This is a genomic window from Peribacillus sp. B65, from assembly GCF_058513295.1.
The window spans coordinates 5,455,175-5,468,053 of the sequence record NZ_CP195840.1 but is presented as its reverse complement, the minus strand read 5'-3'; the positions used below and the strand labels follow the sequence as shown (position 1 = coordinate 5,468,053).

Genomic DNA, 12,879 nt, shown 5'->3' with positions numbered 1-12,879 from the left:
TTATCGTCGTTACTTCGTAAGCGACTTTATTATCTTATCACTTACCCAATCTAATGTCAACAACTTTTTTAAATTGTTTTTTGATTGAGCAATTTGCGATGTCGTTATTGGCGACTCCTAATATATTATCAGGTTGATGAGTTATCGTCAATGGTTTAATTAGTTTTTTTTAAAAAAACTATAACATGATAAAAACCCCAAGGAAATATCCATGAGGTTTTCATACGAATGACTTCTACGCAATTCCTTTAGATAATCCAATAGCCAATGGCTGCCAAAGCGGCAACTCCCGGTATTCCAAGCAAGCCGGCGACTGCCGAGGTAACAGGGTTGATAGGGACATGAATGCCCGCTTGATTCCCAAGTGTATTCAAAAAGAACAAAAATGCTGCACCGATAATGATCTTTATAATCCCCTGCCCTATGAACCGGACGGGTCTTAATGGCGCCCCGATAATAAGGAGCATTAAAATCAGGCCGCCAATTACGGCAACAAAGACAACTGGTTCCAAACTCATTCCTCCCCGCAAGCTTGTACTACACTTATATGAAGGGAACGATGGATTAAGAACTGAAAAAATGGCCATGAGGAATGCGAAATCCTTCACAGCCATTTCCTTATCATCTTTTTAAGCGAACATTCCTTCTTTTAACTTCCCTGAATAAGTAGAAATATTTCACTTCCGCCAGTCTCGCTTGGGCGATTACTTCCTCAGATGGATCAACGCTTTTTTCAAGTAATGATTTTTGATTATGCCAATTCCATTTCAACTGTTCAAGCTCTTCGATTAATGAATCATTGAATTCATTCCGAAGTTTCTTTTTTTTACGAAAGAACAAGTGAAGTCCTCCCAGCTACCTTATATTTCTCTTCTTCCTTCAATTGCTTTTGATAGCGTCACTTCATCCGCATACTCCAAATCTCCGCCAACAGGAAGTCCGTGGGCAATTCGGGTCACTTTGATTCCTGAAGGTCTAAGCAACCGCGAAATATACATGGCTGTCGCTTCACCTTCAATGTTAGGATTAGTAGCCAAAATGACCTCCAGCACTGTTTCATCTTGCAGGCGCTTTAATAAATCAGGAATATTTATATCTTCCGGACCGATTCCGTCCATCGGGGAAATACTGCCATGCAGTACATGGTATAAACCATTGAACTCTCTCATCTTTTCCATAGCTATTACATCTTTAGGGTCCTGAACCACACAAATCAAACTTCTGTCCCTCTTTTGATCTTCGCAGATATAACAGGGATCTTGATCTGTAATATGACCACAGACTGAGCAATACATAAGATTCCGCTTAGCATTAACAAGTGCCTTTGCAAAATCCAAAACAGTATCTTCCTTCATGCTTAGTACATGAAAGGCTAATCGAGCAGCCGTTTTAGGACCAATCCCCGGCAATTTCATAAAACTGTCAATGAGCTTGGAAATTGGTTCTGGATAATGCATCGAATTCCTCCTAAAAATTTCAAAAGAAACCTCCTGAAAGGAAGTTTCTTTTGAACTTGCTTAAAACATACCCGGAAGGTTCATTCCCTTAGTGAATTGTCCCATCGTTTGGTTTGTCAGTTCTTCCGCCTTTTTCAAAGCATCGTTAGTCGCAGCCAGAACTAAATCCTGAAGCATATCGATATCATCCGGATCGACAACTTCCGGTTTGATGATTACATCGACGATTTCTTTATGTCCAGTCACGATGACCGTTACCATTCCGCCGCCAGCAGTTCCTTCAACCTTTTTTTCACCTAATTCTTCTTGTGCCTCTGCCATCTTCTTTTGCATCTTTTGCATTTGTTTCATCATGTTCTGCATATTACCACCGCGCATACCCATTTTTCTTACCTCCAATTATTCTTTAATTTCAAGTAAATCATCGCCGACTAATTTCCTAGCCTCTGCTATAAAGGGATCTTCTTCTTTTGATTCCGTTTCTTCGGGACCGTCGAACTGCTGTGTTGAGATGAAGTCCTCCCGCAACCTTTGCCACTGGCTCTCCGGAACTCCAGCTATCTCCATTCGGTGTCCGGTCAATTGCTGCATGATCGAGGCTATCACTTCCACGAAACGGTTATTTTCCATTGCCATTTGACAATGAATATCATATTTGAATTTTACCACAAAAGCTTCAGTTGACGCAGCAACAGGTTCTGCCTCCGTTAATAAAGCTGCCAATGACTTTTGGTTTTGCTGTCCTAACTGCTCAAGCACTTCCCCCCACTTACTTTTCACAGCATTAAGACCTGGCTTTGTAGCTTGTTTCAAAACTTGATTGATCTTTCCGGCAGGTGCTTTATATGCCTTTTTAACGGCCCTTTGCGCCTTAGCCTGCTCTGCAGGCTTTTCAGTCATGGCTGCCGGAATGCCGTTTTTCTGCATTTCAATCAATTTCTTCTCTAAATCTTCTATTTTCTGCTGCAGCTGCTGTAGCTGCCCGTTATCATTTTGATTTGGCCTTTGCTCATTACATAATTTCACAAGTGCCACTTCAAGGAAAATCCTTGGATGATTTGTCCATTTCATATCCTGCTGTGTTTGATTGAAGCTTTCGATAATGGAGTAAATCGATTCAGAAGAGATCACTTCTGCCAATTCCTTAAATTGGGGATCTATCAAAACACGCTCGAAGGATTCTGCCAGTGCCGGTGCCGTTTGAAACAAAAGCATGTCACGGAAATAATAAATCATGTCTTCAATGAACCGGGCCGGGTCTTTTCCCATGGCCAGCAATTCTTCAAGGACTTCAAGTGCCACCGCTACTTCTTTATCATATATAGCTTTTGCCAGCCGGCTTAAAAACGCCTGCGAAACAGAACCGGTGACAGTCAATGCATCTTCCACAGAAACCGTCTCTGAACTGAAGGATATCGCTTGATCAAGAAGGCTTAGTGCATCCCGCATCCCGCCTTCGGCTGCCCTCGCAATGATATGCAGGGCTTGTTCATCACATGAAACACCTGTTTCTGCGATGATCTGTGACATCCTGCCAACTATATCTTGGGGCTGGATCCTTTTAAAATCAAACCTTTGGCAACGGGAAATGATCGTTAGCGGAATCTTATGAGGTTCAGTCGTAGCCAATATAAAAATCACGTGCTTCGGGGGCTCTTCCAATGTCTTTAAAAGTGCATTGAAAGCACCTTGTGATAGCATGTGTACCTCATCAATGATATAAACTTTATATGTAACCGCGTTCGGTGCATATTTGACCTTATCACGAATGTCACGGATTTCCTCGACACCATTATTGGATGCTGCATCAATTTCTATAACATCTGATATGGAGCCATCGGTGATTCCGCGGCAGGTAGCACATTCGTTACAGGGCTCACTTGTCGGGGCATGCTCACAATTCACTGCCTTTGCCAGAATTTTGGCGGCACTTGTTTTCCCTGTTCCACGCGGACCGGAAAATAAGTAGGCATGCGAAACCTTCTGCCCGACCAAGGCATTCTGCAACGTTTTCGTTACATGTTCCTGCCCGACTACATCAATGAATTGTTGTGGCCGCCATACCCGGTATAATGCTTGATACCCCACGGAAATCCCTCCTTTTTTTCTCCACCTTGTTTATTATACATTACTGATTTCCTTTATATCAAAGTCTAAAAAGAAATTCTATCATTGCCTCATTTTTTTCAAAAATGCCAAGCGCTTTACCTTCTTGGCATAAAAAAAAACCCACCCGAAACGAATGAGTTTTTTGTTTATGTAAAATAACTGCCGTGCACCTTCTGTCGATTAGCAACCATAAGCGTTACTTAAGCAGTTAGCTCGGCCCAGGCAACCCTGCGGCACATGAGAACTTCCACTTAATGCTGCTTCCTTCCGGACCTGACATGGTTCATGGAGTCCCATTGCGCAGGACCCGGGCGTCAACACCACTTACTTAAGGCAGGCCCTACAGAATGCTAACCTCGAGAAGGGATTCAACCTCGCTAGAGCGGATTGCGAGTACAGGGCACCGCTACCTCCCCGTCTAGCACGGCAAAAGTAATACCAATTTCAAAGCGTCATGTCGACGCATAATTCATTATACTAAGGTAACAAAAAAAACGCAAGTGTTGTTCATGGACAGTTTGATTCCAAATTTATCAAATGAAGCAAAGCCTCATTTCAACATTCGTTTTTCACCTATTTATTTTCCTCGGCAATTTTGAGTGCTTGATCTCTTTTCAACATTTTCTTTCTATTCCTAAGCTCTTTAAAAAAAGAAGTCAATATCCAGCCGCACTCTTCCCCTAATACACCGCTTGTTACATCACATTGATGGTTGAAGCGTTCATCTTGGAGTAAATCCATGAATGTCCCCGCACAGCCAGCCTTTGGGTCATGGGCTCCAAAAACAACCCTTTTTACCCTTGATTGCAAGATGGCACCAGCACACATGGGACAAGGCTCCAGCGTTACATATAATGTTGCATCTTCAAGACGCCAATTGCCAAGTGCCTTGCAAGCCTCGTTGATCGCAAGCAGCTCCGCATGTGCCGTCGCATTCTGTTCCGTTTCCCTCAGGTTATGCCCCGTCGAAATAACTTGATCATCTATCACGATTAAAGCGCCAATCGGCACTTCATTCAACATCTGCGCCTTTTTCGCTTCCATTATGGCTAAATTCATGTAATAAACATCATCCTTCAAAAAAAAACCCCCTTATATTAAGTAGGAGTAAACAGACAAATATAAGACAAAATAAAGGTCATACTACTTGTTCTAATGAATAGTAACGCATGCGGCATACGTGCTGCAAGTAAATTCTCACAATATAGGAGGATATACCATGAATCGACCTGAAACGCCTTCTTTTGCATTGCTTATCATCGATATGATCAATGATTTTGATTTCAAATACGGGAATATGCTCCTGGCACATACGAAGCCTATCGTCGATCCGATTTTGAAATTGAAAAAACAAATGAAAGAAAAGGGTTTTCCAATCATTTATATCAACGATCATTATGATTTATGGCAGGCTGACTTCGATAAAATTATTGCCAGATGTAAGAATGAAGGAAATGCCTCAATAATCGAAAGAATAAAACCTCAACAAGACGAATTCTTTCTCATCAAGCCGAAGCACTCCGCATTTTATGGGACGGCACTCAATACACTGCTTAAACGATTAAACGTGGAAACATTGATCATTACTGGAATAGCCGGAAACATCTGCGTCCTATTCACAGCCAATGATGCCTACATGCGGGAATATAAATTATGGATTCCGAAGGATTGCATCGCTTCTGCATCAAAGGAAGATAATCATTACGCATTAAAGATGATGAACCATGTTCTCAAGGCATCCATAAAAGAAGGTGAAGACATTTAAGCCTTCAACCGAACAAGGGCACTAACCTACATCCCCCCAATAACACTCTTTCATTCTCTTTCTTTATCAACCTGACAAAAATGTCACTAAAGTCCCAAGTCTGTGATACAATATCTCTTGGCGAAAATCCTATGACCGGGAATTTCAGCTTGATACCTCATGAAGGAGGACAGATTGGATGAAATCCACCCCATTTATCACTGTCGAAGGTCCAATCGGCGTGGGAAAAACATCACTTGCAAAAGTTATCGCAGATCATTTTCAGATTTCATTATTAAGGGAAATTGTCGATGAAAATCCATTTCTCGGGAAATTCTATAAAGATATTGATGAGTGGAGCTTTCAAACAGAAATGTTTTTTCTGTGTAACCGTTATAAACAATTGGAAGATATCGAAAAAAAGTATCTTACTAATGACCAAGCCGTGGTGGCTGATTATCATATATTCAAGAACTTGATATTTGCTGAAAGAACGTTAAAGAACGAACAATACAATAAATACCTTGAGATATTCAATATTTTAACACGGGATATGCCTAAACCTAATATGGTGATTTATTTAAACGCAAGTCTTGATACTCTTCTCTCCCGAATCGGTAAAAGAGGTCGTGAATTCGAAGAAAATATATCCTCCATATATTTAGAGCAGTTATCCGCGGATTATCGAACATTCATGAAAACATTTGAGAAACAGCACCCTGATATCCCTGTTCTTACATTCAACGGAGATGAGCTGGATTTTGTCGGGAACAAGGATGATTTGAAAACGATAATCAGCCAAATAGAGAATGCCCTGCACAAAGGAGTAAAGTCAAATGAACTTACGAAAGAAATATAATATTCCAAACAACGCCGTCATTACGATAGCAGGGACGGTTGGCGTAGGAAAATCGACCATGACCAATGCGTTAGCTGATGCCCTTCAATTCAGGACATCATTTGAAAAGGTTGATACGAACCCCTACCTGGATAAGTTTTACGATGATTTTAATCGCTGGAGTTTCCACCTGCAAATTTATTTCCTCGCTGAACGTTTTAAAGAGCAAAAAAAAATCTTCGAATATGGCGGCGGTTTTATCCAAGACCGTTCCATTTATGAAGACACCGGGATATTTGCAAAAATGCATTATGAAAAAGGCACGATGAATGATGTGGACTACGAAACGTATACAAGCCTTTTCAACGCCATGGTAATGACGCCATACTTCCCGCACCCTGATTTACTTATCTATCTCGAAGGTTCGCTCGATGATATCCTAGACCGGATCCAAGAGCGAGGCCGTCCAATGGAACAGCATACCCCAATTGAATATTGGCAGGAAATGCACGGCCGTTACGAAGAATGGATTGATCAATTCAACGCTTGCCCTATCCTTCGATTAAATATAAACGAATATGACCTTATGCAGGATGAAGCAAGCATCGAACCTCTTATAAAACGGATTGCCGAATATATGGAGCAAACCAAGTTGCTGCGAAATGTATAAACAGAAAAACCACCGGTTATCCGGTGGTTTTTTAATATATTAGAAAACAAAAATTCCGTTACATATCTGTAACGGAATTCATCGATATCCAATTTATGCGCTGTGGTTATTAATAAGTTATGGAGGAGGTAGAGGGATTCGAACCCCCGCGGGATTTGACTCCCCTGTCGGTTTTCAAGACCGATCCCTTCAGCCGAACTTGGGTATACCTCCGTATCAACATTTATTATGTTACATGGATTTAAAATTAAAGTCAAGCCCTCTATAAAGTTTTTTAAAATAATTTTCAAACTTAGATAAAAAGGAGAATCAGCCTCTTTAAACGGAAGCTGATTCCTTTTGACTTACGGTTTTATGACTTCCGCACCTCGCATATATGGACGTAATACTTCAGGAATGATAACACTGCCATCTTCCTGCTGATAATTTTCCAAAAGGGCTGCGACTGTACGTCCGATTGCCAAACCTGATCCATTTAGAGTATGGACGTGTTCCGGTTTACCTTTTGCATCACGTCTGAAGCGGATATTTGCCCGTCTAGCCTGGAATGCTTCAAAGTTACTGCAAGAAGAAATTTCGCGGTACGTTCCATAGCTCGGGATCCAAACCTCGATATCATACTTTTTAGCAGCTGTGAAACCAAGATCTCCCGTACACATGCTTAGCACTCGGTATGGAAGACCTAGCAATTGAAGGACCTTTTCGGCATGCCCTGTAAGGTTTTCCAACTCTGCATAAGAATCTTCCGGCTTCACGAATTTCACTAGTTCAACTTTATTGAACTGGTGCTGACGAATTAACCCGCGTGTATCACGACCTGCAGATCCTGCCTCTGAACGGAAAGAAGCACTGTATGCCGCATAGCTTATCGGCAGATCGTCCATGCTCATGATTTCATCACGATGGAAGTTTGTCACCGGGACTTCAGCTGTAGGAATCAAGAAGTAATCATCACTTTCAATACGGAAAGCATCCTCTTCGAATTTTGGCAATTGACCTGTGCCAGTCATGCTTGCACGGTTAACCATATATGGTGGCAGCATTTCTTCATATCCATGTTCCTCAACATGAAGGTCTAACATAAAGCTAATTAATGCACGTTCTAATCGAGCACCAAGGCCCCTATAAAATACAAATCGGCTTCCGGTCACTTTTGCTGCCCGTTCAAAATCCAGGATGCCTAGATCTCCGGCTACATCCCAGTGTGGTTTCGGTTCAAACTTGAATTCCGGTAGTTCTCCCCATTTACGGATTTCGACATTATCGTCTTCCGTCTCACCAACAGGCACACTTTCATGCGGAATGTTCGGAATGGAAAGAAGTAATGTTTCCAACTGGGCTTCCACTTCACGAAGTTCATCATCGAATCCTTTGATACGGTCACCAACTTCACGCATTTGGGCAATCAGCTGATCTGCGTCTTTTTTTTCCCGTTTCAATACGGCCACTTGCTGTGAAACTTCATTTCTTTGGCTTTTCAACTTTTCCGTCTCAGCAATCAAAGCCCGACGCTTTACATCCAGTTCCTCGAATTTACCTAAATCGGTCAAATCTTCTCCTCTAAATTGCAATACACGCTTCACTTCTTCAAAATTATTTCTTACATATTTCAAATCCAACATTTTCAGTTCCTCCTTAATATTTTTATGTTTTATCAAAGAACGCAAAAAACTCCCGTCCCCTGAAGAAGGGACGAGAGTTAACCCGCGTTGCCACCCTAGTTGAAGGCCCATCTAAAACGCCTACCACTTATCACGATAACGGCTTTTAACCGAAAGTACTTACTGACCCAAAAGGGCTTTCCATACTCTGCTCCAGGAGGGATTCACAAAACTCTCACACCGATTTCCACCAGCCATCGGCTCTCTATAGAAAGAAATACTTGTTACTATTTCCTGTCATTGCTTTCTTATATAATCAGATTGTTTTCCATAATGTACTATAATTTTATACATTACGCAACCGTTTTATACGTGAAACTTAAAACCAGCCTTTAACAGTGGAAGCTACACTGCTCCATACGTCACCAAAGAATCCGCCAACCGCTCGCATTGATAGTACGAACCAGTTTGCCTTTTCTACAGATTCAGCAGCTACGACGTTAACCTTAACCTGATCTCCGTTGATGTACCCGTAATCTTCACCTTTTTTAGGAGTGACTGTGATATAACCTAGCTTTTCACCTTTTTTGATTGGTGCAGTCAGCTTACCATCATCATTCAATTTGTTTTTATCGATCACTAAATCTGTTTTATAGTTGTCTTTCTCACCATTTTCAACAAGTAGCTCGATCGCTTTTTCAGATTGAATCTTAACGTCTTTTTCCTTGCCTTTCACTACTGAAAGTGTTTCTTTCCCTTTCACCTGGTAGTTGGCAGGAAGGACTTTGTCCTTTTTAAAGGTTGCATAAGCATAATTCATAAGCTTAGTGCTATCCGCAAAACGTTCGTTTTTATTAGTGGACTTCATGACCACCGTGATATAGCGCTGACCGTCCTGGATAACCGTCCCTGTGTGTCCATATCCGGCAAAGTCAGTAGATCCCGTTTTTAGTCCATCTACGCCTTTATATTCAAATATCAGTCCAGGCAGCATCCAGTTGAAGTTCGGATATTCTTTTCCATCACGGAACTTCAATTTAGGGATGCTGGCGATTTTCAACACTTCCGGATAATCATTTATTAAACGATAAGCAAGAAGTGCAGTATCTTTTGCTGTCATGATATTTTCATCATCTTCATCACCTGAAGGAAATTGCCCTAATAAATCGCTGTTATTCAAGCCGCTGGCATTAACGAATTTATGGTTTTTCAAGCCTAATTCCTTCGCTTTTTCGTTCATTAACTTAACGAAGCTCTTTTCACTTCCGGAAACTAGCTGTGCTAAAGCTACTGTTGCCGCATTTCCGGAATAGACGGCCATAGCTTGATATAGTTCCTTAACTGTATAATCTTCACCTTCCGTTAACCCGACATTCGACAAATTGGGTGCTTTTGAAAGGTCATGTACGTATTTATTTATTTTAACTTTTTGATCCCAACTGATTTTCCCATTTTCAATTGACTCCATTATGATGTACTCTGTCATCATTTTAGACATGGATGCAATCCCTAATACTTTATCGGCATTTTTTTCATACACGATTTGTCCTGTTTCACCATCAATGATGATGGCTGCCTCTGCTTTTAAACCTAAATTATCAGATTCAGCAACAGCTTCCCCCGGTTGATAGGCAAATTGCGACATAACAAGAACAAAAACAAAAGTGAAAATGAGGGTCATCTTGCTGATTTTTTTCAATTTCCAATACCTCCAACTTTTAAGCTAATCTCTATTACAAAGAAGAAACTTTATGTAATTCCCTTGACACCTTGTCTAGTTTATCACAGAAAAAATAAAAAAAATAGACAGAGTAATCGCAGACTCTGTCTATTTTAACAATAAATTTTAATGACGATTATATGTTAAATTCATTACATTGAGTAGTTCGGTGCTTCTTTTGTAATTTGGACATCATGAGGATGGCTTTCCCTTAATCCGGCACCAGTCATTTTGACAAATTGAGAGTTTTCCCTCAACTCTTCCAATGTTGCTGTACCGCAATATCCCATACCTGAACGAATGCCGCCAATCAGCTGGAAAATGGTATCTGATAAAGGTCCTTTATATGGAAGGCGGCCTTCGATGCCTTCCGGTACGAATTTTTTGTTATCTTCTTGGAAGTAGCGATCTTTAGATCCCTTTTCCATTGCAGCAACAGAGCCCATACCCCGATACACTTTAAATCGGCGGCCTTGGAAAATTTCCGTTTCGCCTGGGCTTTCAGTTACACCGGCAAGCATACTGCCAAGCATTACTGCATGTCCGCCTGCAGCTAGGGCTTTAACGATATCACCAGAGTATTTGATTCCGCCATCAGCAATGATCGTTTTACCATGTTTTCTTGCTTCTGTCGCACAATCGAAGACTGCCGTGATTTGCGGAACACCTACACCAGCTACAACCCTTGTCGTACAGATTGACCCAGGTCCGATTCCCACTTTCACTACATCAGCTCCAGCTTCAATCAATGCTTTCGTACCTTCGGCTGTTGCCACATTACCGGCAATGATCGTCAATTCAGGATATGTCCCGCGGATTTCCTTCACCATTTCAAGGACGCCTTCTGAATGACCGTGAGCAGTATCAAGTACAATTGCATCGACATGGGATTTAACCAGCATTTCGACACGCTTCATTGTATCCTTGGTCACGCCGACTGCAGCACCTGCAAGTAATCTTCCTTGCTTATCTTTCGCCGAATTCGGGAACTCGATGACTTTCTCGATATCCTTGATCGTAATAAGTCCTTTAAGGACACCATTATCGTCCACAAGGGGAAGCTTTTCAATTTTGTATTTTTGAAGAATCTTCTCTGCTTGTTCCAAGTTAGTTCCCACTGGCGCTGTGACCAGATTCTCTACAGTCATGACACTGGAAATCTTCAAGGAAAAATCGGAAATAAATCGCAAATCACGGTTTGTAATGATACCCACAAGCTTTTGATCCTCTATATTGTTGACTACAGGAACACCTGAAATGCGATATTTACCCATTAAATGCTCTGCATCGAATACTTGGTGATCCGGCGTTAAGAAAAATGGATCGGTAATTACACCGCTTTCTGAACGTTTTACTTTATCCACCAGTTCAGCTTGTGCTTCAATGGACATATTTTTATGAATGATACCCAATCCGCCTTGACGAGCCATGGCAATTGCCATCTCAGCTTCCGTCACGGTATCCATTCCTGCGCTGATGATAGGAAGGTTGAGCCTTAAGTTTTCAGCTAAGTTGACTTGAAGGTTAACATCTTTCGGCAAAACCTCTGATTTCGCTGGAATTAATAGGACATCATCAAAGGTTAAACCTTCTTTTGCAAATTTATTTTCCCACATTTATTTTCCCCTCCTGCTTAAAAATATTATTTGTAGGTTATCAATAGGACATACTACTGTCAAGAAGAGAAATAAAAGTTTGATTATTCTATTAATTCGGAGGATAGCTGCAATGCCTGAAAACAATGATAATTTCGATAAATATACACCTTTTTTTTCCGCATCTTCCTCACAACTTTTTTTACAAAAATGTTACACGCACGAAAAAATAGCAGAAGCGGAAATAAAAAGTTACGATAATTGTTATCCATTTATTTACCATCTTGAACATGCTAAAACTTATTATAATCAGGCTGCCATTGCACCACTTTCCATACAACCAATACTGACATTTTATGGATTCGCACAATTGTTAAAGGCTTGTCTGCTCACGATTGATCCTAACTATCCGGAATCAACTTCGATGCTTGCCCATGGGGTAACAACGAGAAAAAAGAAAAAACAACAATATGAATTTTTAAAGGACGAAGTGAAAACGCAAAAGAATGGACTTTTCACCTGCATTGCCGAGAAGTTATTTCACATCAAGCATCTGGAAGGTGAAAAGTTTTCCATGGGAACATTAATGAAGGAAATCCCAGATATGCAAAACTTTACATGGTCGGTTTCAAAGAAAAATTTCATCGCCATGTTACCATCTTTGAATGGCTTTCAATTACCTTCAGCTGTATTGGATAGCTATCAGATGTCCAGCAGTCGGTTGGAAGAATTTTTGAAAGCAAAAACGAATCAAGTTTACAGTATTTCAGAAGCTCCTGGGACACTGCATTTTAAAACAGATGGCGTCCCCAATCATAATGCCACGTCCCCAATACGGTATAATTTAGCAGAAGGACAGTTCATGCTATCACTAAACAAAGATTCGTCAGCTTTTTCATTACCTGAACTTTTGATCCATTATTTGATTTCTTATAACCTTAGCATAATAGCTCGTTATGAAACAGAATGGTGGGCAGAACTGTTGAAAACCATGCCTAATGATGATTACCCCTGCATTGTTCAATTCCTTAAAATAAGCCAAGCTAAGGTGCCATTCTTAATATTTGAATGGATCAAGTCCGGAAGGTTCCACCTTTGATCCCTTCAACATCCATTTGGTGTATTGATCTGGTATTAAACGAAGA

At 40.9% G+C, this 12,879-nt stretch carries 13 protein-coding genes, 1 tRNA gene, 1 other RNA gene and 1 other annotated feature; of the genes, 4 read left to right on the top strand and 11 right to left on the bottom strand.

Annotation, left to right across the window (positions count from 1 at the left end):
* Positions 1-248 precede the first annotated feature (248 nt).
* The 7 genes from ACSR9O_RS27050 to tadA form a co-directional block, all read right to left on the bottom strand.
* Positions 249-518 (bottom strand): pro-sigmaK processing inhibitor BofA family protein, encoded by a 270-nt coding sequence (locus ACSR9O_RS27050; protein ID WP_387552124.1) that lies wholly within the window; start codon positions 516-518, stop codon positions 249-251.
* Positions 519-621: 103 nt separating this feature from the next.
* Positions 622-840, bottom strand: coding sequence for a YaaL family protein (locus ACSR9O_RS27045; RefSeq protein ID WP_491725403.1), 219 nt, complete (start codon positions 838-840; stop codon positions 622-624).
* A gap of 20 nt (positions 841-860) precedes the next feature.
* Positions 861-1,457: a recombination mediator RecR gene (gene recR, locus ACSR9O_RS27040; RefSeq protein WP_034316264.1), complete on the bottom strand. Its 597-nt coding sequence runs from the start codon at positions 1,455-1,457 to the stop codon at positions 861-863.
* Positions 1,458-1,517: 60 nt separating this feature from the next.
* Entirely contained in the window at positions 1,518-1,835 is a 318-nt protein-coding gene (locus ACSR9O_RS27035; RefSeq protein WP_101226088.1) for a YbaB/EbfC family nucleoid-associated protein, read from the bottom strand.
* 21 nt (positions 1,836-1,856) lie between these two features.
* Positions 1,857-3,545, bottom strand: a complete 1,689-nt coding sequence (gene dnaX / locus ACSR9O_RS27030; protein ID WP_260358075.1) for a DNA polymerase III subunit gamma/tau — start codon at positions 3,543-3,545, stop codon at positions 1,857-1,859.
* Between the two features lie 183 nt (positions 3,546-3,728).
* An RNA gene (ffs, locus tag ACSR9O_RS27025) (signal recognition particle sRNA large type) lies at positions 3,729-3,993 on the bottom strand.
* A 146-nt stretch (positions 3,994-4,139) separates the two neighbouring features.
* Positions 4,140-4,646: a tRNA adenosine(34) deaminase TadA gene (tadA, locus tag ACSR9O_RS27020; RefSeq protein WP_459735722.1), complete on the bottom strand. Its 507-nt coding sequence runs from the start codon at positions 4,644-4,646 to the stop codon at positions 4,140-4,142.
* A 139-nt stretch (positions 4,647-4,785) separates the two neighbouring features.
* Between tadA and ACSR9O_RS27015 the strand changes: the two genes are divergently transcribed.
* From ACSR9O_RS27015 to ACSR9O_RS27005, 3 genes are all read left to right on the top strand, one after another.
* A complete protein-coding gene (locus ACSR9O_RS27015; protein ID WP_491725402.1) occupies positions 4,786-5,331 on the top strand; it encodes a cysteine hydrolase family protein in 546 nt (181 codons plus the stop codon).
* Positions 5,332-5,509: 178 nt separating this feature from the next.
* Positions 5,510-6,169, top strand: coding sequence for a deoxynucleoside kinase (locus tag ACSR9O_RS27010; protein WP_402945632.1), 660 nt, complete (start codon positions 5,510-5,512; stop codon positions 6,167-6,169).
* Complete coding sequence (locus ACSR9O_RS27005) at positions 6,147-6,818, top strand: deoxynucleoside kinase (protein WP_491725401.1); 672 nt, start codon at positions 6,147-6,149, stop codon at positions 6,816-6,818. Before ACSR9O_RS27010 ends, ACSR9O_RS27005 begins: the two co-directional genes overlap by 23 nt.
* Before the next feature lie 120 nt (positions 6,819-6,938).
* Here the strand turns inward: ACSR9O_RS27005 and ACSR9O_RS27000 are convergent.
* The 4 genes from ACSR9O_RS27000 to guaB all read right to left on the bottom strand — a co-directional run bounded on the left by ACSR9O_RS27000 (position 6,939) and on the right by guaB (position 11,755).
* A tRNA-Ser gene (locus tag ACSR9O_RS27000) sits at positions 6,939-7,031 on the bottom strand.
* Positions 7,032-7,162: 131 nt separating this feature from the next.
* The gene (serS, locus tag ACSR9O_RS26995; RefSeq protein WP_260358077.1) at positions 7,163-8,440 is read right to left on the bottom strand and encodes a serine--tRNA ligase; all 1,278 of its coding nucleotides are present in this window, start codon (positions 8,438-8,440) and stop codon (positions 7,163-7,165) included.
* A 63-nt stretch (positions 8,441-8,503) separates the two neighbouring features.
* Positions 8,504-8,729: a binding site (T-box leader), on the bottom strand.
* A 69-nt stretch (positions 8,730-8,798) separates the two neighbouring features.
* Entirely contained in the window at positions 8,799-10,118 is a 1,320-nt protein-coding gene (locus tag ACSR9O_RS26990; RefSeq protein WP_230178923.1) for a D-alanyl-D-alanine carboxypeptidase family protein, read from the bottom strand.
* Between the two features lie 173 nt (positions 10,119-10,291).
* Positions 10,292-11,755, bottom strand: coding sequence for an IMP dehydrogenase (gene guaB / locus ACSR9O_RS26985; RefSeq protein WP_101226085.1), 1,464 nt, complete (start codon positions 11,753-11,755; stop codon positions 10,292-10,294).
* A gap of 112 nt (positions 11,756-11,867) precedes the next feature.
* Between guaB and ACSR9O_RS26980 the strand changes: the two genes are divergently transcribed.
* Positions 11,868-12,833 carry a YaaC family protein gene (locus ACSR9O_RS26980; RefSeq protein WP_491725400.1) on the top strand — a complete coding sequence of 322 codons (966 nt, stop codon included), beginning with the start codon at positions 11,868-11,870 and terminating at the stop codon, positions 12,831-12,833.
* The last annotated feature ends 46 nt before the right edge of the window (positions 12,834-12,879 follow it).